At 62.4% G+C, this 19,669-nt stretch carries 20 protein-coding genes; 11 read left to right on the forward strand and 9 right to left on the reverse strand.

Annotated elements, in window-relative coordinates; translation table 11 throughout:
* Window positions 1–30 precede the first annotated feature (30 nt).
* Genes flgH through flgF form a run of 4 tightly spaced genes read right to left on the reverse strand, consistent with a single transcriptional unit; the run spans window position 31 to window position 3,456 of the window.
* Window positions 31–783 (reverse strand): flagellar basal body L-ring protein FlgH, encoded by a 753-nt coding sequence (gene flgH, locus RX328_RS19220; RefSeq protein ID WP_213246175.1) that lies wholly within the window; start codon window positions 781–783, stop codon window positions 31–33.
* A gap of 5 nt (window positions 784–788) precedes the next feature.
* Window positions 789–1,874, reverse strand: coding sequence for a flagellar basal body P-ring formation chaperone FlgA (gene flgA, locus RX328_RS19225; protein WP_213246173.1), 1,086 nt, complete (start codon window positions 1,872–1,874; stop codon window positions 789–791).
* Between the two features lie 10 nt (window positions 1,875–1,884).
* Window positions 1,885–2,673 carry a flagellar basal-body rod protein FlgG gene (flgG, locus tag RX328_RS19230; protein WP_213246171.1) on the reverse strand — a complete coding sequence of 263 codons (789 nt, stop codon included), beginning with the start codon at window positions 2,671–2,673 and terminating at the stop codon, window positions 1,885–1,887.
* Window positions 2,674–2,691: 18 nt separating this feature from the next.
* A complete protein-coding gene (flgF, locus tag RX328_RS19235) occupies window positions 2,692–3,456 on the reverse strand; it encodes a flagellar basal-body rod protein FlgF (RefSeq protein ID WP_213246169.1) in 765 nt (254 codons plus the stop codon).
* A gap of 388 nt (window positions 3,457–3,844) precedes the next feature.
* Here flgF and fliL point away from each other — a divergent pair, with 388 nt between their 5' ends.
* From fliL to RX328_RS19255, 4 genes are read left to right on the forward strand one after another with little or no spacing between them, the layout of a single operon-like run.
* Window positions 3,845–4,342, forward strand: a complete 498-nt coding sequence (gene fliL / locus RX328_RS19240) for a flagellar basal body-associated protein FliL (protein WP_213246167.1) — start codon at window positions 3,845–3,847, stop codon at window positions 4,340–4,342.
* Window positions 4,343–4,360: 18 nt separating this feature from the next.
* Window positions 4,361–5,563: a flagellar motor switch protein FliM gene (gene fliM, locus RX328_RS19245; RefSeq protein WP_213246165.1), complete on the forward strand. Its 1,203-nt coding sequence runs from the start codon at window positions 4,361–4,363 to the stop codon at window positions 5,561–5,563.
* Entirely contained in the window at window positions 5,560–5,997 is a 438-nt protein-coding gene (locus RX328_RS19250; RefSeq protein WP_213246164.1) for a DUF6468 domain-containing protein, read from the forward strand. The genes fliM and RX328_RS19250 overlap by 4 nt, the downstream gene beginning before the upstream one ends.
* The gene (locus RX328_RS19255; RefSeq protein WP_213246162.1) at window positions 5,994–6,776 is read left to right on the forward strand and encodes a MotE family protein; all 783 of its coding nucleotides are present in this window, start codon (window positions 5,994–5,996) and stop codon (window positions 6,774–6,776) included. The genes RX328_RS19250 and RX328_RS19255 overlap by 4 nt, the downstream gene beginning before the upstream one ends.
* Before the next feature lie 34 nt (window positions 6,777–6,810).
* On the opposite strand, the gene RX328_RS19260 is transcribed toward RX328_RS19255, so the two are convergent.
* Together RX328_RS19260 and RX328_RS19265 are read right to left on the reverse strand one after the other, a co-directional pair.
* Window positions 6,811–7,254, reverse strand: coding sequence for a hypothetical protein (locus tag RX328_RS19260; RefSeq protein WP_409410714.1), 444 nt, complete (start codon window positions 7,252–7,254; stop codon window positions 6,811–6,813).
* Window positions 7,255–7,259: 5 nt separating this feature from the next.
* Entirely contained in the window at window positions 7,260–7,481 is a 222-nt protein-coding gene (locus tag RX328_RS19265) for a hypothetical protein (protein ID WP_171580574.1), read from the reverse strand.
* A gap of 411 nt (window positions 7,482–7,892) precedes the next feature.
* Here RX328_RS19265 and RX328_RS19270 point away from each other — a divergent pair, with 411 nt between their 5' ends.
* From RX328_RS19270 to RX328_RS19295, 6 genes are all read left to right on the forward strand, one after another.
* Complete coding sequence (locus RX328_RS19270) at window positions 7,893–11,618, forward strand: tetratricopeptide repeat protein (protein ID WP_213246160.1); 3,726 nt, start codon at window positions 7,893–7,895, stop codon at window positions 11,616–11,618.
* Between the two features lie 395 nt (window positions 11,619–12,013).
* Window positions 12,014–12,442: a hypothetical protein gene (locus tag RX328_RS19275; protein ID WP_213246158.1), complete on the forward strand. Its 429-nt coding sequence runs from the start codon at window positions 12,014–12,016 to the stop codon at window positions 12,440–12,442.
* Between the two features lie 20 nt (window positions 12,443–12,462).
* On the forward strand, window positions 12,463–14,235 hold the full coding sequence (locus tag RX328_RS19280; RefSeq protein WP_213246156.1) for an adenylate/guanylate cyclase domain-containing protein: 1,773 nt from the start codon (window positions 12,463–12,465) through the stop codon (window positions 14,233–14,235).
* 93 nt (window positions 14,236–14,328) lie between these two features.
* A complete protein-coding gene (locus RX328_RS19285) occupies window positions 14,329–15,642 on the forward strand; it encodes a hypothetical protein (protein ID WP_213246154.1) in 1,314 nt (437 codons plus the stop codon).
* 47 nt (window positions 15,643–15,689) lie between these two features.
* Entirely contained in the window at window positions 15,690–15,932 is a 243-nt protein-coding gene (locus tag RX328_RS19290; RefSeq protein WP_213246153.1) for a hypothetical protein, read from the forward strand.
* 200 nt (window positions 15,933–16,132) lie between these two features.
* Entirely contained in the window at window positions 16,133–16,462 is a 330-nt protein-coding gene (locus RX328_RS19295; RefSeq protein WP_249725986.1) for a DUF1488 family protein, read from the forward strand.
* A 67-nt stretch (window positions 16,463–16,529) separates the two neighbouring features.
* Here the strand turns inward: RX328_RS19295 and RX328_RS19300 are convergent, their stop codons facing one another.
* Together RX328_RS19300 and RX328_RS19305 are read right to left on the reverse strand one after the other, a co-directional pair.
* A complete protein-coding gene (locus RX328_RS19300; RefSeq protein WP_213246151.1) occupies window positions 16,530–17,921 on the reverse strand; it encodes an FAD-binding oxidoreductase in 1,392 nt (463 codons plus the stop codon).
* Between the two features lie 155 nt (window positions 17,922–18,076).
* A complete protein-coding gene (locus tag RX328_RS19305; RefSeq protein ID WP_213246150.1) occupies window positions 18,077–18,337 on the reverse strand; it encodes a hypothetical protein in 261 nt (86 codons plus the stop codon).
* 269 nt (window positions 18,338–18,606) lie between these two features.
* Here RX328_RS19305 and RX328_RS19310 point away from each other — a divergent pair, with 269 nt between their 5' ends.
* Window positions 18,607–18,834 carry a hypothetical protein gene (locus RX328_RS19310; RefSeq protein ID WP_213246149.1) on the forward strand — a complete coding sequence of 76 codons (228 nt, stop codon included), beginning with the start codon at window positions 18,607–18,609 and terminating at the stop codon, window positions 18,832–18,834.
* A gap of 189 nt (window positions 18,835–19,023) precedes the next feature.
* Here RX328_RS19310 and RX328_RS19315 read toward each other — a convergent pair whose 3' ends face one another.
* Window positions 19,024–19,347 carry a copper-binding protein gene (locus RX328_RS19315; protein ID WP_213246148.1) on the reverse strand — a complete coding sequence of 108 codons (324 nt, stop codon included), beginning with the start codon at window positions 19,345–19,347 and terminating at the stop codon, window positions 19,024–19,026.
* Window positions 19,348–19,669: the final 322 nt, after the last annotated feature.

The raw sequence follows: 19,669 nt of genomic DNA on the forward strand, positions 1-19,669 counted from the left end.
TTCGCGATGGAGTGTGGGAGCTCGAAAAAACTAGAACGGCAGCAGCACGTCCATCACCTGTTGCCCGTAACGGGGTTGCTGCACGTCGGTGATCTGGCCGCGGCCGCCATAGGCGATGCGGGCCTGCGCGATCTTGGTGGAATCTATGGTGTTGTCGCTCTGGATATCTTCGGGGCGGACGATGCCGGCGACGATCAGTTCGCGGATTTCGAAGTTGACGCGGATTTCCTGTTTTCCTTCGACCACGAGATTGCCGTTCGGCAGCACCTGCGTCACGACCGCGGCAACCGTGGTCTGCAGGGCTTCCTGGCGGTTGACCGAGCCCTTGCCGTCGCTCGATGACGTCGAGTCCGTGGTCAGGAGGCGGCCGGGCAGGATCTTGTTCGGCTGCGTGATCGTTTGGGCGCCGATGAAGTCGGTGATCCCTGAATCTTCCTTGCTCGTGCGGCTGCGCTGGGTCTCGTTGGCGATGTTGGCCTTGTCGGTGATGTTGACAGTCACCGTCAGCAAATCGCCGACGCGCGCGGCGCGCTGGTCCTTGAAAAAGGCACGCGAGCCATTCCGCCACAGCGAGTTGGCGTTGTAGGAAGCCTGCTCGGGCTTGGGCATCGGCATCTGCACCGGCTTGTAGCCGGGCTGCGTCGTCGGGTTTTCGATTTCCGTCAGCTTCGGCCTTTCGCCGATCTGCGACAGACGGTCGATCGAGGAGCAACCGCTCGCCAAAACGGCCAGCAACAGCATGGCGCCGGAAAGAGCGAGGCGGTTGAAACGGGTGACTGACATTTACATTACTCGGCTTTTGGAGCGACTGGCGAACTGACGGTAGCTACGGCGACCTGTGCGGGTTGTGCCTTGCCGAGCGAGGAGGTGGCATCGCTGGTCTGCGGCAGGCGGGACGCCGGCGGTGAGATCGAGACCTGCCCACGGCCAGTCACGGTGCCGGACACCGTCCGCTTCGACTGCAGGTTCATGACGGTGACGACGTCGCCTTCGGTGCCGCTGTCCAGCGCCTTGCCGCGCATGGTGAGGTAGATCCCGGGCGTCTCGTAGATCAACATGACGTTCTGATCGCGCTGTACGAGATCGGGCTTGGCGAGGTCGGCGGTCTTGATGGCCTGGCCGGCGCGGAGTTGGCGACGGGCCTGCATGCCCACCGCGCGATCACGTGCGGCGGCATCAGGGCCAACTTCCGCTTTCGGGCGGCGCTCGACCACCACGTCGGACGATTTCAAGATCTCATTGCGCTCGACGTTGCGCGCCAGCACCGCGGCCTCGACGGTCTCGATCGCCGTGCCGGTAAAACGCAGCTTGGCAGCGGCGGCGCCGTTCTCGTTGGCGATCTCAAAAGTGACGTCGAAGCGGCCGTTGCGATTGTCGTATCGGACGATGGCCGCCTGCAGGCTGCCGCTGAAGCCGGCGTCCAGCCTGACGTCGCCGGGATCGCGATCGAAGGTCAGCGCCAGATTGGCGGCGTCGCCGAGACCATTGCGGCGCTCCAGCGCGCGCGCGACCTGCAGCTCGATGTCCTTGCCTTCGAGTGTGCGGGCCAGACGCGTCACCGAAATTTCCCTGAGGTCGCGGGTGTCGACGCCGATCACATGATGGGCACGAAGAGTGTTGAGCACCTGCGCTACCGGCAGCGAGCCGGTGGTGCCGAGATCCGGGGCGCGATAGATCGCGATCTGCGCGGCGCTGCCGGCATTGTCGATCAGGTCGCCGATCCGGACGAGGTCGCCCGATACCTGCACGTTGGCGCGCAGCGCGGGCGCAGCGATCACGTTGCGGTTCGCGAAGCTTTCCTGGGTCTGCGCGACCGCGGCCGGGCTCGATGCGGCGATCAGGGCGGCGGCCAGGAGGAGGGCGCGGGCGATCATGACCAGTCCTTTAGCGGAACATGTTGGAGGTGGATTGCAGCATCTGATCGGCCGCGCTGACGACCTTCGCGTTCATCTCATAGGCACGCTGGGCGGCAATCAGGTCGGAGATTTCGGTCACTACCTCGACATTGGCTTGTTCGAGGTTGCCCTGCTGCATGTCGCCAAAGCCGTCGGTGTTGGCGACGCCGTCCTGCGGCGTGCCTGAGGCTGGGGTGTCCGTAAACAGATTGTCGCCGATCGGGTTGAGACCGGCCTTGTTGATGAAGCGGGTCAGGCCGATCTGGCCGACGAGCGTCGGTGTGTTCGATCCCGGCAGTATCACCGTGAGTTGGCCCTGCGCGTTGATGGTGATCTGCGAGGAGTTTTGCGGAATCGTGATCGTCGGCTGCACCGGGTTGCCCTGGGCGGTGACGACACGGCCTTGCGCGTCCATCATGAACGAGCCGTCGCGAGTATAGGCATAAGTGCCGTCGGGCACCTGGATCTTGAAGAAACCTTCACCGCGGATCGCGATATCGAGGTCGTTGCCGGTAGGCGACAGCGTGCCCTGGCTCATCAGCCGCGGCGTGCCGACGGTCTTGACGCCGCCGCCGATGTCGACGCCGACCGGCAGGATGGTCCCCTGGTCGGAAGCCTGCGCGCCGACGCGGCGCACATGGTCATAGATCAGGTCCTGGAACGCCGCGCGCTGCTTCTTGTAGCCGGTGGTGCGCATGTTGGCGATGTTGTTGGAGATCACCTGAACGTTGAGTTCCTGTGCCGCCATGCCGGTCGCTGCTGTGTAGAGTGCGCGCATCGATCTATGCCTTAAGCGTTATGCCGGAACGTCGGCGAGTTTCTCGACTGCGGTTCGGTGCAGGTCGTGCTGCTGTTGCAGCATCGCCGAGATCTGCGTGTAGGTGCGCGTGATCTCGATCATGCGGCTCATTTCGTGGACCGAATTGACGTTCGACTTCTCGATATAGCCCTGGCGCACCCGCGAAGTGATGTCGGGCTGGGCGGCGATGCCCTGGCCCGCCGAGTAGAGGTTGCCGCCTTCCTTGACGAGCTTCTGCGGGTCCGCAAAGGAGACCAGTCGCAGCTTGCCGCGAACCGAATCGGTGCGGCCGGTGCCTTCGAGGACCGTGATATTGCCGTCGGCCGCGATGTTGATTTCCTTGTCGGTCGGCTGGAACACGATCGGACCGGAAGTACCCAGCACCGGATCGCCGCTCGCGGTCACGAGCTGGCCCTGATTGTTGATCTGCAGGCCGCCGTCGCGGGTGTAGCGTTCGCCGGCGGCCGTTTGCACCACCAGAAAGGCGTTGCCGTCGATCGCGACGTCGAGCGGGTTCTTGGTCTGCTCGGAGGGGCCGGCCGAGAAATCATGGAAGGTGGCGCGGTCATGCACGAAGGAGACGCGACGGTCGGCATGCATGAAATTGTCTTCATGCGCCGGCGAGCGCAGATATTCCTCGAACAGCGACCGGTCGGCCTTGAAACCGGTCGTGTTGATGTTCGCGACGTTGTTGGCGACGACATCCAACTGCCGTTCCAACGTCATCTTCCGCGAAAGTCCGACGAGAAGCATATTCTCCATCGGTGGTTCTCCCCTTGATCGATCCGAAGCAGGCTCTCCCAAGCCCGTGGTCCGGATCCGTCGTAAACCTTTGAGCTCTCCCAAGCCGGCGGGTCCACGCCGTCTACTTAGCGAAAGCCGTGCCAAGTCCTGAAATGCTGATTTTTGAATGGGTTAGGCGTTTTTCTGGGGGCGGAGGGGGCGGCAGAAAGGTCTTGTTGACCATGTTTGCCCGGCAGATTTTTCCCAGTTGGGCGCGAATGGAAAGGTTCCGTTAACCATTATTACCCTAGCGTTGCACGCGTAGAGGGCGCGTGTGCGCTGGCGGCTTTTGTTTCGCGTTGTGGGGGCATCGTTACCCAGGCTGGTGGCAACCGCGTTCGTTTCCGGAATCGAAGCGGGCGGGGCAATGGCTGACAACGAGCAGGCGGTAGGCGCAGACGGCGCAGACGCCGCACCGTCGAAAAAGGGCAAGCTCAAGCTGATCATTGCGGTCGCCGGATTCGTCGCCATTCTTGGCGCCGGCGCCGGCGCCGGCTGGTTCTTCCTGATGCGCGGCCACGGCGAGGAGAAGCACGCCGAAGCGCTGCCGCCGAAGCCGCCGTCCTTCATCGAAGTGCCCGATATGATGGTCAACCTGGTCGGCGCCCCGGGCGAGCGGGTGCAATATCTCCGCGTCAAGATCGTGCTCGAGATCAAGGAAGAGAAGCAGGTCGAGGCGATCAAGCCGAACCTGCCGCGCGTCACCGACCTGTTCCAGACCTACCTGCGCGAATTGCGTCCTTCCGACATCAACGGTTCGGCGGGCCTGTTTCGCCTCAAGGAAGAGCTGACCAAGCGCGTCAACAACGCGGTGGCGCCGCAGCAGGTGAGCGCCGTGCTGTTCAAGGAAATCGTCGTGCAGTGATGGGGCGGATTTAACATCATGGCCGGCAACCAAGACCAGATGGACCAGGACGCCATTGCCGCGCAATGGGAAGCCTCGCTGGATTCCGAAGACCCCGCGGCGGCTGCGGAAGAGGCCGCCGCCAATGAACTCTCCGAGAGCATGGCGCTGCAATGGGCGGCCATGGTCGAGGATGGCGGCCGCGAATTCGGCAACAAGAATTCCGGCGAGCGGGTTCTGTCGCAGGAAGAAATCGACAATCTGCTCGGCTTCACCGTCGGCGATGTCAATCTCGACGACCATTCCGGCATTCGCGCCATCATCGATTCCGCGATGGTGTCCTACGAGCGTCTGCCGATGCTCGAAATCGTGTTCGACCGCCTGGTGCGGCTGATGACCACGAGCCTGCGCAATTTTACCTCCGACAACGTCGAAGTCTCGCTCGACCGCATCACCTCGGTCCGCTTCGGCGACTACATGAACTCAATTCCCTTGCCGGCCGTGCTCAGCGTGTTCAAGGCCGAGGAGTGGGAGAATTTCGGCCTTGCGACCGTCGATTCCAGCCTGATCTATTCGATTATCGACGTGCTGCTCGGCGGCCGCCGCGGCCAGACCTCGCTGCGCATCGAGGGTCGGCCTTACACCACGATCGAAACCAACCTCGTCAAGCGGCTGGTCGAGGTGGTGCTTTCGGACGCCGAGCAGGCGTTCCGGCCGCTGTCGCCGGTGACGTTCTCGATCGACCGGCTGGAAACCAATCCACGCTTCGCCGCGATTTCCAGGCCCGCCAACGCTGCGATCCTGGTGCGGCTGCGCATAGATATGGAAGACCGCGGCGGCAACATCGAACTGCTGCTGCCTTACGCGACTATCGAGCCGATCCGCCCGGTTCTGCTCCAGATGTTCATGGGCGAAAAGTTCGGCCGCGATCCGATCTGGGAAGGGCACTTCGCCACCGAAGTGGCGCAGGCCGAGATATCCGTCGATGCCGTGCTGTATGAAGCCGACATTCCGCTCAAGCACCTGATGACGCTGAAGGTCGGCGACACGCTGCCGCTGGAGATGCGCCCCGACGCACTCGTGCAGGTCCGCTGCGGCAATGTCCTTCTGACGGAAGGCCGCATGGGCCGCGTCGGCGACCGCGTCGCGATCCGCGTCACCAAGCAATTGCGCAAGCCGAATACCACCTTCGCGATGTTCGAGAAGGCCGACGAGCAAACCAAGTTGATGGAGGCACAATGAGTCATTTCCTTGGCATTGTGATCGAGAGTCTGGTGGCGGTTTTGCTACTGCTCACGATCGGTTACTGCATGCTGCTCAACAAACGGCTGAAGCGGCTGAAGGCAGACGAGCATTCGCTGAAGGCCACCATCGCGGAACTGATCACGGCAACCGAAATCGCCGAGCGGGCGATCGGCGGCCTCAAGCACACGGTGCGCGACGTCAACGAGAATCTTGGCAGCCAACTCGCCGCCGCGACCCAGATGGCGGGGCACCTGAAGGGCATGCTCGCTGAAGGCGACGGCGTCATTCGACGGCTGTCCAAGATCGCGATCGCGGCGCGGCCCTCGCAAGAAGCCGAACCCGCAGCACCCAGGGTCTCTGCAGCCAAGGCAGTAGCCGCGGCGGCTGAAGCATTCTCCGAACGCCGAAAGGCCAGTGGCCTCGCCGCATGAAGTCGTTTCGCGATATCCGTGTCATTCCGGTCGTGCTGGTCGCGATCTTCGGCCTTGCAGTGCTGAAGGTCGCGGGCCTCGTGATCGATGGCGGATACGTGTTCGATTATCAGGTCAGCCAGCCGGCCAAGCGCTCCTGGGCGCAGGACAATCTGGGCTATCCCGGTGGCTCGATCCCGGATACCGCCGACATCACCGGTTCGGTCAAGAAGGAAGAGAAAAAGGAAGAGGCGCCGAAGCCGGCCGCGCCGGCTACCGAGGCGCCGAAGGTCGACGGCGTCGTGGTGTTTCCCGACCAGAACCCGCAATCGGTGTCGCCGTCGGAGCGCGCTATCCTGGAACGGCTGCAGGCGCGGCGCCAGGAACTGGAGCAGCGTGCGCGTGAAATCGAAATTCGCGAAAGCCTTCTGAAATCAGCCGAGAAGCGCATCGAGGGCCGCGTCGAGGAAATGAAGGCCACCGAGGCGCGGATCTCGACTGTGAGCGGGCAAAAGGCCGAACAGGAGGCTGCCCGCTTTAAGGGCATCATCACGATGTACGAGGGCATGAAGCCGAAAGACGCCGCCAAGGTGTTCGACCGGCTGGAAATGTCCGTGCTCTACGAAATCGCCTCCCAGATTGCGCCGCGGAAGATGTCGGACATTTTGGGCTTGATGCAGCCGGAAGCGGCCGAACGGCTGACGGTCGAGTTGGCCCGCCGCGCCGGCGCCGACAAATCCGCTCCCGTGGCCGAGTTGCCGAAAATCGAAGGCAAGATCCTGCAGCCAAAGCCGAACTGACGCAGGATGCGCCCCAGCAAGGGTAGTATGCCGGTCAGAACCTGCGCGGCCCTGACGAGACAAACGAGCGGTGGGCTACGGCGAGCGCGCCGCGCTCGTTGGTTTCAAGGGCGATTTTCTGCGCCAGCATGACATCGCCGGCGACGAGGTCGCCATCGGGAACAAAGCACCATTTGCAGACATGTTGGCCGGTGCCGCTGATTTCCTCAATGTTCGTCTGCGTCCCATGGTGGATACGGTAGCGCGTCCCGGTGTGGCTGCCGACGACGTCGAAATATCGGAATCGCTCGTAAGAGGCCCGCTGCTTCGGCGAGAGCCAATCCTTCAAGAGCGCGAGGGCTCGCGCCTCAGTCTCGAAGCGAAACGATTTGCTGCAGGAACCGGACCGCGCCACTGCCAGCGAAAGCGCTGACAGCAGCACGGTACCGAGCAAAGCCAGCACAAACGAGCATATCGCAAGGACGATCTGCTGGGTCACTGCCGTCAGCCGCCAACGAGACGCGGATAAAACAGCGTTTCTTCCGCCGTCGGATCGAAGGAGCGGATAACCCGTTGCTCGCCGGGTCCCGTTCGGACCGCTGCCGTAAATCCTGCGCCTGTCAATTCCATAAAGCGCCGCTCGGCCTTTTCGACCTCCGCGCGGTCATGGATGTCGAATGTATGCCGGGTGTCGCCGGTACGATCCATCACGATCTGGGTTGCCATTTCACGCACTCCGAATTTGGCTGTCTGAGGCAGGTTGGCAGACCCGGGAGCTTTGGCTGATGGATTGTCGGCCGTGCATCCCGAGTCCATGCCTCTCCTAAAACGGGACGGCTGATGTTGGTTCCATTCGTCTCGCGATAATGATTCTGAATTCTGGCGTGGGGGCGATGTCGTCGCGACTGCCTGCAGTCGCGAGCCGGCGGTATTTGCAGGATGAGGCCGAGAAGAGCCGCATTCCGGCCCTTTCTTGATGGGGCGGTGCTCGACCCCATGCCGCCGGATGGACTCGCCGGCGCCTTCAGCGAAATCAATGAGTTGACGTTAACAAAGCCTTAAGTCGGCCCATCCAAGATTCAAAACCGCAGGCGAGAGCGCTTCGCCGCAGAATCATTGAGGCCACGAGATTTCCGGATGGGGCAAAAGGCTGCCGGAACTGGATCGCAGAGCCGCGCTTTGGCGCGGGCGGCCCGGCTTTGCCGTGGCTGGCCGCTCGCTCTTGTCATATTGCTCGCCGCGCTCGCCATTTCGCAGCCCTGCCGGGCCGACGATCCAGTGCGGGGAGAGGCCACGTTCACGTCCGGAGGCGGCTTCGCGCGGCTGGTACTGAAACTGGCCGAGGACGTCGAATCCGACGTTTCGACCGCGGGTTCGATCATTATCATCCGCTTCAAGCGCCCGGTGGACATTCCCGTCGACAAACTGTCGGACGCCGTCCCCGATTATGTCGGCTCGGCGCGGCGCGATCCCGACGGCACCGCGATCCGGCTGTCGCTGGCGCGGCGGGCAACCGTCAACACCATGACGGCGGCGGAGCGGATTTTCGTCGACTTCCTGCCCGATAGCTGGACGGGTCCGCCGCCCGCGCTTCCAGCCGCGGTCGTTCGCGAACTGGCGGAGCGGGCGCGGGCTGCCGAGCGCGCGCTCCGCGCGCAGCTTGCGGCGGCGTCCGCGAAAAAGAAGCCGCCGGTGCGTGTCCGCGCCTCGGTGCAGCCGACCTTCGTCCGGTTCGTGTTCGAGATGCCCGACGGAGTCAACGTCTCGTCGGTGCTGAACGATCAGAAGCTGACGCTGCAGTTCAACAGCGTGCTCAATTTCGATCTGGCGGATGCGAAGGTGGCGGCGCCGCCAAACATCGCCTCAATCAACCAGCGCGCCGACGTCGACTTTTCCGCCGTCGACATCATGATGATCGGCGAGGTCGACGTGCATTCCTTCCGCGAGGAAAAGAACTATGTGATCGACGTCGCCTTCCAGCAGCCGGAAAAGCCCGGGCTGGCCGAGCTGCAAGCCGCGGCCAAACCGGTCGTGCCGGCCAAGCCGGGACCCACCTCGCGGATCGCGCGCGACAAGGTCCCGAAGGAATCGCCGCCACCACAGCAGCCGGCCGAGATTCCGCCGGTCACGTCGGAGACGATTGCCGAACAGGCCAGGATCGAAATCAAGCCCGCGCAGGTGAACGAAGCACCGGCCGCTGCGGAGGCCGCAATGGCTGCCGTAAAAAAGGCGCCGCCGGCCAATGGCAACGCCATTCCCACGACCGAGAAAATGCCCGCCGAACCGCTCCAGGCCGCCGCGGCGGAAGCGCCAAAGCCTGCGGCATCCAAGCAGGCTCTGTCTTCCGCGGAGCCGCCGACGAAGGCCGCACCGGCGGCGTCTGGTCCGCCGCCGGAAAGTGGTGCTAAGGACAAGCCCCCCGGCGTCGAGGCAAGGCGTGACAGTGACGGCCTGCGCGTGACGTTCTCCTTTGCCGCGCCAACCCCGGCTGCGCTGTTTCGCCGTGCCGACACGGTATGGCTGGTATTCGACCAGACCACGCCGGTCGATATCGAACCGATCCGTAGCAAGGGCGGCGCCATCATCGGCGATGTCAGCCGGCTGCCGCTGGAAAAGGGCCAGGCTGTCCGTATCCGCCTCAACCGGCCGCAGATCCCTTCGCTCGAAAGCGAAGGCCGCGCCAACGGCGCCGAGTGGACGCTGACCTTCGCCGACCGCGGCCAGACGCCACCGCTGCCGCTGATGGTGCTGCGGAACATTACCGATCCCGCGCTCGCCAATGTCACCGTGCCGCTGGCCAATCCCGGCGCGATGCACCGGCTGGTCGATCCCGACGCAGGCGATACGCTGTGGGTCGTGACCGCGCCGCCACCGACCCGCGGCCTCATCAAGCGGCAGGATTTCGTCGAACTGTCGCTATTGGAATCGGTGCACGGCGTGGTGGTGCATCCGAACTCCGACGATATCAACGCCGAGGTCGGCGCCGACAAAGTGATGCTCGGCCGGCCCGGCGGATTGACGCTGTCGTCCGCCGACGTCGCGGCTGAACGTGCCACCGCGGCAGTTAGGCCGCTGTTCGACGCCGATGAATGGCGCAAGAACCGGGAGGAAAAATTCCTTGCCCGGCTGGACGCGCTGATCAAGGCCGCGGCCGCTGCGGGGCCCGAGCAAAAGAGGCACGCCCGCCTCGAACTTGCGAATTTCTACATATCGCGCGGCATGTATCAGGAGGCGAGAGGGGTAACCAACCTCATCCTCTCCGAAACCAACCAGGGGAATGAAGACGCCGCCGTGCTGATGGTGCATGCGGTAGCCAGCATCTTGATCGGCCATCCCGAGCATGCGCTGAAGGATCTTGCCCATCCAGCGATCGGCAACGGCTACGATTCCCAATTGTGGAAAGGGTTCGCGTTCGCCCGCCAGGAAAAATGGGTGGACGCGCGTGAAAAGTTCAAGAACGCCGAATTCTCGATCGCCGCGCTGCCGCTGGAACTGCAGCGCATCATCATTACCGACGCGATGCGGGCCTCGCTCGAGGTAAAGGATTATGGCGGGGCCTCGCGGCGGCGCAGCGAACTGGAAGTGATCGGCATTCCCAACGAGATGAAGCCCGAGATCGCCGTGCTGCGCGGACGTCTCGCCGAGGCATTGGGGCACGACAAGGACGCGCTCGACGCCTACAGGTTGGCGGCGCAGTCCAGCGACCGGAAGGCATCGGCGGAGGCGAGGTTGCTGCAGACCCTGCTGCGGCACCGGCGCGGCGAACTCGGCCAGACCGAGTTGATGCGTGAACTTGAGACATTGTCGGTGATCTGGCGCGGCGACTCGATCGAGTTGAAGGCATTGAACAAGCTGACGCAGCTCTATGCCGAAAACGGGCGCTATGCCGAGGCGCTCTCCGCCGCCAAGACCGCGACGAAGCTGCAGCCCAACTCCGAACTGTCGCGGCAGGGCCAGGATGCGGCGTCCGCGCTGTTCACGGACCTCTATCTCGGCCAGAAGGGCGACGACATGAAGCCGGTCGACGCGCTCGCCATGTTCTATGAGTATCGGGAGTTGACGCCGATCGGCCGGCGCGGCGATGAAATGATCCGGCGCCTCGCGGACCGGCTGGCCGCCGTCGACCTGCTCGACCAGGCCGCCGAACTGTTGCAGTACCAAGTCGACAAACGCCTGGAGGGGGCCGCGCGCGCGCAAGTGGCGGCCCGGCTTGCGATGGTCTACCTGGCCAACCGCAAGCCGGACCGGGCGATCATGGCGCTGCGCCTGACGCGGATCGCCGATCTGTCCGGCGAATTGCGTCAGCAGCGGCTACTCCTGGAGGCGCGGGCCCAGAGCGATGTCGGTCGCCACGACCTCGCGCTCGATATCATCTCCAACATCACCGGCCGCGAAGCGATCCGGCTGCGCTCCGACATCTATTGGGCGTCGCGGCAGTGGCGGGAGGCTTCCGAACAGATCGAATTGTACTACGCCGACCGCTGGCGCGATTTCAAACCGCTGAATGCCGCCGAGAAGAGCGACATCATCCGTGCCGTAGTCGGTTATGCGCTGGCCGAGGACGCGATCGGCCTGGCTCGTTTCCGCGAGAAATACGCGCCCCTGATGATCGGCGAGGCCGACCGCTTCGCGTTCGAGACCGCGAGCAAGCCGGCCGCCTCCAACAGCGCCGAATTCGCTTTGATTGCCAAGCTGGCGGCCAGCGTCGACACGCTCGACGGCTTCATCCGTGAAATGAGGATCCGCTTCCCGGATGCTACCGCCCGCGCGCCCCTGTCGCCGGAAATGTCCAGGAGCGAGCCGGTTCACACCGGCGCCTTGCCGGCGATTGCCGGCATCAGGCGGGTCGGCGCGGCAAGGTAACGGCGGGCTGACAACGAAACCTGCACCTCCGGCTAGTTAGCCTCAGCGGTTGCGCTAAACCTCCACGCGTTCATAATTCGTGAATTGAATTTGCCGCTGGCCGGATCATGCTTGGGTCGTCGATCAGATCGCGTGTGGCCGAATTTGACATCCAGAGAGTGGATGCCGGTTACGATCTCGGCGCTGCTCGACTCGCCGTATTGCACGCAACTTTCAAGCCGAGCTGACGCGGTTCCCTAGGTTATCAGTCAGCCCCACCTTCATCTTTTTTGCCGCGGGCCGGTGCGTGCTTGATCGCAGCTATTGGCTTGTTCGAAAAGCTTTAGTTCCTCGGCTTTCTGCGGCCGCGCGACGCCGCGTTGGCGGCCGATGTCTCGAACTCCGGGACGAAAAACATGCTGAAACGATCACGTATTTTTTTCTTCGCAACTGCCGCGAGCTTCATCTTCATATCGCCGGTTATCTGGTTTGTTATCGATGCTGACCTGTATTTGAAGAACGCGAGCGCCGCTACAACAACCGCCGTTCGATCCGAGGCCGTAGCTCCGGCGCCTTTCAAGGTGGCCCACGCCGCTAACCAAACTACGACGAGGATACTTGAAATGGATCGAGCCAAGGATCGCGCTTTCTGGACCTCCGTTCTGAAAAATAAAAAGTTGGCTTGTGACGTTGTTGTTCGGAGCACCTACCAAGGTAGTGCTCAAGCCGGGATCGATAACTGGACCGTCAGCTGTCAGGACGGCCACAAATATTCGATGAGTATCAACCCGGACGCGCAGGCCGCAGCCTGCACTCGAAACACCTTTGCCGGAATCTCTGAATAGCGCTTGGGAGGCCTACTTCAATGGCCTCAGATCAGACCAAACGCAAGCTCGCCGCCATTCTCGCCGCAGATATTGTCGGCTACAGCCAACTGATGGGTGCGGATGAGGAGGGCACGCTCGCCCGCCTCAAGGAGCTTCGCAGTGAGCTGATCGAGCCAAAGAACAAGCAACATCACGGCCGCATTGTGAAAACGACCGGCGACGGAATTCTAATCGAGTTTCCAAGCGTGGTCGATTCAGTACGCTGCGCGATCGGCATTCAACAGGGCATGGTCGAACGCAATGCTGGCGTGCCGCAGGAGAAACGAATTGAGTTTCGCGTGGGGGTCAATCTTGGGGACGTGATGATAGAAGGCCGCGATCTCTATGGTGATGGTGTGAATATCGCAGCCCGCCTTGAGGCGCTCGCCGAACCCGGCGGTATATGTATCTCCGAGGCTGTCCTCAATCACGCGCGCGATAGAGTGCCTTTCGATATCGAGGACGCGGGTGAGCAAACGCTGAAGAACATCGCCCGACCTGTCCACGTTTACCGCATCATTATCGATCCCACCCGGCGGCCTGCGATGTACAAGCCTACGACTACAATGCTGGCGTTGCCGGACAAGCCATCCGTCGCCGTACTTCCGTTCAGCAACATGAGCGGCGATCCCGAGCAAGAGTTCGTCTCCGACGGTATCGTCGAGGACGTGATCACGGCGTTATCGCGCTATCCATCGCTGTTCGTTATCGCCAGAAATTCGTCCTTCACTTACAAGGGGCGATCGGTCGACGTAAGGCAGGCCGGGCGCGAGCTAGGCGTGCGTTATGTGCTCGAAGGTAGCGTGCGCAAGGCGGGTAACCGCATCCGCGTCACCGCGCAGCTGATAGAGGCGGAAACCAGTAATCATGTCTGGGCGGAGCGCTACGACCGCGATCTTGCCGATGTTTTTGCTGTGCAGGACGAACTCACCGAGGCGCTGACCACCGCGCTTGCTCCCGCCATTGCAGACGCTGAGCTGCGTCGAGCGATGCGCAAGCCGCCGGGGAGCCTTGATGCCTGGGCGGCCTATCAGCGCGGTCTGTGGCATCTGAGCAAAGCCACGCTGGATGACGATTTGAGGGCAGCGGAATTTTTCAGGCGGGCAATCGATCACGATCCGACCTTTGCCGGCGGCTACAGCGCGCTCGCTCTATATCAACTGCAAGCGGCCGCAATTTACCAAACGCTGGATTTGGCAGAGGCGCAACGTTCGGCCGAGGGCTTGGCCCGCCGAGCGGTCGCCCTCGATGGGGCCGATGCGGAAGCTCGTTCATGTCTCGGCTGGGCCTTGCATTCCCGCGGCGAGGCGGACGGTGCGTTGGCGGAGATCGAGCGAGCTCTCGCGATGAGTCCCAATTTGGCGATCGCGCACGCCCACCGAGGCGCGACGCTGATTTTCGCCGGACGACCGAAGGAGGGGCTCACGGCTCTCGAAAAGTGTATCAGGCTCGATCCGCGCGATCCCTATCTGGCAGTACGTTTATTGCACATTGTGTGCGGTCTATATTTCGGCGGTGAATACGACGCTTCGATCGAGGCCTCGAAGCGGCTGTTGCGGTCGTATCCCGATTTTCCGATGATCTACCGCTGGTCTGCGGCGGGGCTGGGCCAGCTTGGGCGCATTGCAGAAGCGAGCGAAGCATTGGAGCTAGCCGTCTCCCACGCACCGGCGGCCTTCGATATGTATGTTCGCAACAGAGCCCCCTGGTTTCGGCCGGATGATCACGCGCATCTGATCGAGGGCTTGCGTAAGGCCGGCTGGAAAGGTTGAGGGGCCAAAGGCGAGCCGGATGCATCTCCCCATGGCGTGGACCCAATGCCCTCCCGACACGTTATCGCGAGGCAGGATCGATCGAAGCCAGCCATGGAAACATTTGAGGCTTATCTCGACAGGAAACACAGGGAAATCACGTTGCTGAACGGTTTCCTGAGCGCTCCTTTGGCGCTGCGGCGTCCGATCTCGGTGGCCGAGGTGATTGAGCACAAGTTTCACGTCGCCGCCGCCCTGAAGGCCGAGCATGCACTGCACGATTGGGCGTTCACGGAAACAGCCTGGGCACATCCGGGCCGCCTGCGCGCCGGGCCGTTCCAGTTCAGCTACGACTATCAGCGTGCAGACCTCGAAGTGCGCGGCCCATCCTTTTACCAGTTCGACCATTCGACAGCGGCGAACCAGACCATCTATACGTCCTCCGGGATGGCGGCGATATCGGCGCTGCTGCTGGCCTTCGCACGCTTGGTGCCCGAGGCGGACATCCTCGCCTTGCCTGCCGCCTATGGCGAGACCCTGGAGCTCATCGAAAATCATGCACGTCAGTTTCGCTTGGTGCCGCTGAAAAGCTCTCCTGACGAGGTCGCCTTTTGGGCTGATCGACCGCGAATTCTTCTGTTCGATTCATGCACGCCCGCTGCCGCATTCGAGGCAACCCTCCATTGTGCAAGGCCGCGCCTCGATCTCGTGATTTTCGACACGACCTGCTTCTCGACGGGCTCGGGGCGGATCCGCCGGGTTGTGAGCTGGGCGCGACATTGGAAAGTCCCGATCGCGCTGGTGCGCAGCCATACGAAGCTCGACTCCCTCGGGGTGGAGTACGGCCGGCTCGGCTCGGTCGTTTTCGTCACCTGCGAAAAGCATGTCGCCCCGGCCAAGCGGGAGCGGCTGGAGGACCTCGCCAACGAAACGCGCAATGCCGTGCGACTGTTCGGCGGCGCGGCGGTGCCTGCGCATTTCCCGCCCTACGTCGGCGCGAAAGCCTACCGGGCACTGACTGACAGGCGGGTGGCGGCCATTTTGCGCAACAGCAGGCGGACGGCACGCTGTTTTGCGTCCGGGCTCGCTTCATCGGCGGAGCTGCATTTCGCGCACGGTCTCTATGTCACACTGGCGCCGAAGCGAATGCTCGACGAGAAGCAGACGAAGCAAGTGGCGGCGGATTTGTGTGACGACCTGCGAAGAGCCGGATTGCCACTGCGGCATGCGGGGAGTTTCGGCTTCGATTTCGGCGCAGCGGAGTGGTTTCGTGATACCGCACGCAATCGTCACGTGGTCAGGATCGCGGTACCCGATCTTCCGACGCTGCTGTGGGACCAGGTCGCTCGAGCCGTGGTGGAGTGGTGGTCAGCGCACGAGGAGGAAAAGTTTCAGCCCGCTGGCTTGTCCACGACTGCACCCGTATAGGCAAATCGCGGAGCGACGTTCGTGGCTTTCTGCGGAGCGCGAGCGTGATGGATGAAATCCTGCGCTGGGTGGCGACCGCCGGCACGATCGGCGCCGGGCTGGTTCTGGCTGCCCGGGCGCGGCCACGAATTACCGGCTGGGCTTTCGTGGTACTCAGCGCAGCATCGATAATCTGGATCATCGTCGGCTACCTAACTGCGGAATATGCGCTGATGGTGCAAAACGTCGTGGTGACACTCATCAACCTGTTCGGCATCTACCGATGGCTGATCTGGAAGGGAAAGGTATGAAGAGATCCGGCTCCGCCGAGCGCATAGGTTCGTGCGCTGGTCCGACGTGCTGCAGCCCAATTTTTGACGAGTTGGTCCATTAGGAAAGACTTCAGCGTCTTCCTGGCGCGCCTCCTGCAATCGCCTCTAGCCAATCGCCCAAGACGGGCCGTCTGATGCCACTGACCCGGGACCGAATCATAGGACACGACAACGAACGCTTGGCGTTCAGGTTCACCATGCTGAACGATGCGGACACGGTCGAGTGTCAGATCAGCGACGCCGCGATGGATGAACTCGGAGGCGTCAAAGGAACGGAAAGCATGGCAAGGCAGGCGCAGTTCCTGTCGTTGAGGGATACCGTCGAGAGCATCGCATCCGATATTTTCGACAAAGGGCCATGCGTGAAGGGACAGATCGTCAGGATCTTTACCAAGCATGTGCAGAAATTGCCGCCATCGCTGACGGACCCGGTCGCTACCGGCTCGGAGCCGGATGCGAGCCAAGCCGCTTCGCTGCGAATCATTGCCGAAACGAGGGCGGCGCAGTAACGCGCCGCGCCGCGCTTCCGTGGGCCTCGATAACGGCTGTATAAAGGAGTTGAGGGCGGTCGCCCTATCACACCGTAAAAATTCGCCCCGGGTTCAGGATGTTCTTCGGGTCGAGCGCGCGCTTGAGCGTGCGCATGGTTTCGATTTCCTCTTCGGTGCGGCTCATTTTAAGGTAAGGCCGCTTCAGGATGCCGATGCCGTGTTCGGCCGAGATCGAGCCGCCGAATTCGCCGGTGATGTCATAGACGAGCTTCTCGAATTCATCGTGCTTGTCGGGTGTGTGCTCGTGATGCACGTTGACGTGCAGATTGCCGTCGCCGGCATGGCCGAACACGATGGCGAACGCGTGCGGATCAATGGCCCTGATCCGCGATACGATCGTGTCGGCATATTCCTCCATCCGGTCGATAGCGAGGCTGACATCGAAGCCGACACGGGCGGTGTAAGGGAAGGTGCGGCCCAGTTCGACGCTGGAATCGCGGATGCGCCAGATCGTGGCGGCCGATGCATTCGAGGTCGAGAGCGTGGCGTCGAGGATCAGGTTGTCGCCCATCGCCGTTTCGAGTAGCTTCTCGAGATCGGCATGGATGCGCTCGGGATCGCTGCCGGAAGCTTCCAGCAGAACGTAGAAAGGATGATGGATCGGAAGCGGTCCGGCCACGCCCTTCACACGCTCGACGGTAAGGCGGTAGTAGGCATTCCACATCACTTCGAATGCGGTCAATTCGCCGCCGAGACTTTGCCGCGCCAGCTTCAGGAATGCCATGACCTGGCCGAACGAGGGCAGGGCGCATAGCGCCACCTGCCGCTCCGCCGGCGCGGGAAAGACGCGCAGCGCAGCACGCGTCACGACGCCGAGGATGCCTTCGCTGCCGATGAAAAGCTGCTTTAAATCGATGCCGGTGTTGTTCTTGATGTATTTGCGCAGGCCCTTCAGCACGGTGCCGTCGGCGGTGACGACCTCAAGCCCGAGAATCAGGTCACGCGTCATGCCGTAACGGATGACGCGGTTGCCGCCGGCATTGGTCGAGATATTGCCGCCGATGGTGCAACTGCCGCGCGCGCCGAGGTCGAGCGGAAACATCAGGCCGTCCTGCTCGACACGCTCCTGCAGTTTTTGCAGCGGCGTGCCGGCCTGCGCGATGGCGACGCCGGCGGAGGCATCGACCTCTTCGACGCTGTTCATGCGCTCCATCGACAGCACGATTTCGTTCGCATTCGGCAGCGCGCCGCGCACCAGCCCGGTCATGCCGCCCTGCGTCGTAACGGGTACGCCTTCGCGATGACAGAGCCGCAGCAGCACGGAGACGTCCTCCGTCGTTCTGGGGCGGACGACTGCGCGCGGTTTGGGCACCGGATTGCCCGCGAGGTCGTGGTAATAGCGCGCGTCGATGTCAGCGCCTGACACAACGCCGTTGTCGAGCGTGTTGCGGAGTTCATTGATGAAGTCCTCGGACATGCCCTGACTCTTATTAATTTAATGCGGAGTTTGGCCGAAGCTATACATGCGGCATTCCCGAGATGAAACCCGGTCCAGCCGCAGTTGCGGCGTTTTCAGCACGAGCAAAGGCGCGCTCCGAAGCCTCGATCCCTTGCCGGTGCTGTGACCGGCGATCAGTGTGGCTCTCGCCGGGAGATCCTGTGCTGGGTCTTCTTGATGCGCGACTTCGGCATCGGCGGGGTGACGGTAGGGCTGATGGTGGGGCTGTCCTGCCGCTCAGGCTCGACCGACGTGATCTGGTTGCAGGCGTCGCACTTGTAGACGTAAACGAGCGGGCGCAGTCCGATCCGGGGCAGCTTTCCGATCCGGGTCGTAGCTGCGCCGCATATCTCGCAGCGCGGCGGCAGACCGGTTTCTGAAGGCTTGGCGGGCATATTGAACGAATCGCTGAGCAAACAACAAAGGAAAGCACTGGCGAAACTGGCTATCGATTGCATCTTAATCGTGGAGAATTGAGTCCGTAAGAATACGAGGTCAGCCGGCGCGTTCACCGCCGATGTCTACCTTTCGCCACCAAATCGGCCCCGGCCGGGCATCCAAACAACACACTGTGCGATGCAAGGTCGGAGTACCAGCGCGCCAGCATCCGAGAATGTCCACCGGATCGAATCCAGCCGGACTCTGCATTTGTGAGGCGTGCAAAATGTCTTCCACCAACGGTCGCGACACATCGATGCAAGCAGCGCTGGCAACCGCGGAGGCCGCCGCGTCCTGTCCATCGCCTGCCGACAGATTCAATATTGACCGGGAAGGGCCGGCGAAACGCGCCGGAAAACTACGGGCGCTGCAGCAGCGATTCCAGAAACTGAACGAGTATTGCGACGAAGCGGTCGCTGAAATTCGCGCGTCGCTCGAGCGGGCGCCGCGCTAACGTTACCGAGTCACAAGCCCTTCATTATTCTCCCGGCGATGCGAAGCATCGTCCGGAGACGAGCCTCGCGCTCTTCACCCGGATCTTATCGCGCAGTGAAGCTGGAGGCCCGGACCCAGGGCATTCCGGGCCTCGCTATTCGCCAACCGAAGCGAGACATCACGAGGCTGATGGCGCTTCGGCATTGCCTCATTTCTTCTCGATCTTGGTGACCGCGTCCGTCTTGTCGATCTTCGTGATGGTCTTGGTCCCCGGCGTGTCGTTCACGGCGAAGGTGACCCTGTCGCCGGCGTGCAGGGCGTTCAGCCGCGCGCCATCCTGAATCTTGAACTCTTCGGTCGCCGCGCCGGTGTTCGCACCGGTGGTGCCTTCCGGCATATCCTTGATCGAGATGGTGCCGCTGATCCGATCTATCTTGGTCACCATTCCGATCCGCGTTTGCTGGGCCAGAGCCGACGTCCCGGCGATGCTGAGGGCCGCGGTGGCAGCCATAATCATCCCTGCGATTTTCATGAAACACTCCCGGCTGTAGGGCGTCTACCATAAGCTGGGATTGCGGCATTTGTTCCACGCCGGAGCGGACTGCCGCTTTTTCTGCTCCGCGAATACGGCAATCGGGGTCCGTTGCCCCGAATCCTGCGGCGATATCCGTATTTTCCCGGCCCGGGAAATTAGCCACTGATTCACGATTGGGTATCCACAATTGCACGCGTTGCGTGCAGCAATTTCATTCGATCGTTTGCCACCGGCTGGTCCACGAGCATCAGGGGACGGCATCAACTGCCGCGTTACCGATCATTGAACGGCTTGGTCGAAGGCCCGGTCCGTGATCGAG

Origin of the sequence: Bradyrhizobium sp. sBnM-33 (assembly GCF_032917945.1) — a bacterium.
GTDB lineage: Bacteria > Pseudomonadota > Alphaproteobacteria > Rhizobiales > Xanthobacteraceae > Bradyrhizobium.

Bases quoted from the DNA above. Each gene is read 5' to 3' on its own strand.
- flgH (WP_213246175.1), bottom strand. From the start codon at position 783: ATGTCAGTCACCCGTTTCAACCGCCTCGCTCTTTCCGGCGCCATGCTG.
- flgA (WP_213246173.1), bottom strand. From the start codon at position 1,874: ATGATCGCCCGCGCCCTCCTCCTGGCCGCCGCCCTGATCGCCGCATCG.
- flgG (WP_213246171.1), bottom strand. From the start codon at position 2,673: ATGCGCGCACTCTACACAGCAGCGACCGGCATGGCGGCACAGGAACTC.
- flgF (WP_213246169.1), bottom strand. From the start codon at position 3,456: ATGGAGAATATGCTTCTCGTCGGACTTTCGCGGAAGATGACGTTGGAA.
- fliL (WP_213246167.1), top strand. From the start codon at position 3,845: ATGGCTGACAACGAGCAGGCGGTAGGCGCAGACGGCGCAGACGCCGCA.
- fliM (WP_213246165.1), top strand. From the start codon at position 4,361: ATGGCCGGCAACCAAGACCAGATGGACCAGGACGCCATTGCCGCGCAA.
- RX328_RS19250 (WP_213246164.1), top strand. From the start codon at position 5,560: ATGAGTCATTTCCTTGGCATTGTGATCGAGAGTCTGGTGGCGGTTTTG.
- RX328_RS19255 (WP_213246162.1), top strand. From the start codon at position 5,994: ATGAAGTCGTTTCGCGATATCCGTGTCATTCCGGTCGTGCTGGTCGCG.
- RX328_RS19265 (WP_171580574.1), bottom strand. From the start codon at position 7,481: ATGGCAACCCAGATCGTGATGGATCGTACCGGCGACACCCGGCATACA.
- RX328_RS19270 (WP_213246160.1), top strand. From the start codon at position 7,893: ATGGGGCAAAAGGCTGCCGGAACTGGATCGCAGAGCCGCGCTTTGGCG.
- RX328_RS19275 (WP_213246158.1), top strand. From the start codon at position 12,014: ATGCTGAAACGATCACGTATTTTTTTCTTCGCAACTGCCGCGAGCTTC.
- RX328_RS19280 (WP_213246156.1), top strand. From the start codon at position 12,463: ATGGCCTCAGATCAGACCAAACGCAAGCTCGCCGCCATTCTCGCCGCA.
- RX328_RS19285 (WP_213246154.1), top strand. From the start codon at position 14,329: ATGGAAACATTTGAGGCTTATCTCGACAGGAAACACAGGGAAATCACG.
- RX328_RS19290 (WP_213246153.1), top strand. From the start codon at position 15,690: ATGGATGAAATCCTGCGCTGGGTGGCGACCGCCGGCACGATCGGCGCC.
- RX328_RS19300 (WP_213246151.1), bottom strand. From the start codon at position 17,921: ATGTCCGAGGACTTCATCAATGAACTCCGCAACACGCTCGACAACGGC.
- RX328_RS19305 (WP_213246150.1), bottom strand. From the start codon at position 18,337: ATGCCCGCCAAGCCTTCAGAAACCGGTCTGCCGCCGCGCTGCGAGATA.
- RX328_RS19310 (WP_213246149.1), top strand. From the start codon at position 18,607: ATGTCTTCCACCAACGGTCGCGACACATCGATGCAAGCAGCGCTGGCA.
- RX328_RS19315 (WP_213246148.1), bottom strand. From the start codon at position 19,347: ATGAAAATCGCAGGGATGATTATGGCTGCCACCGCGGCCCTCAGCATC.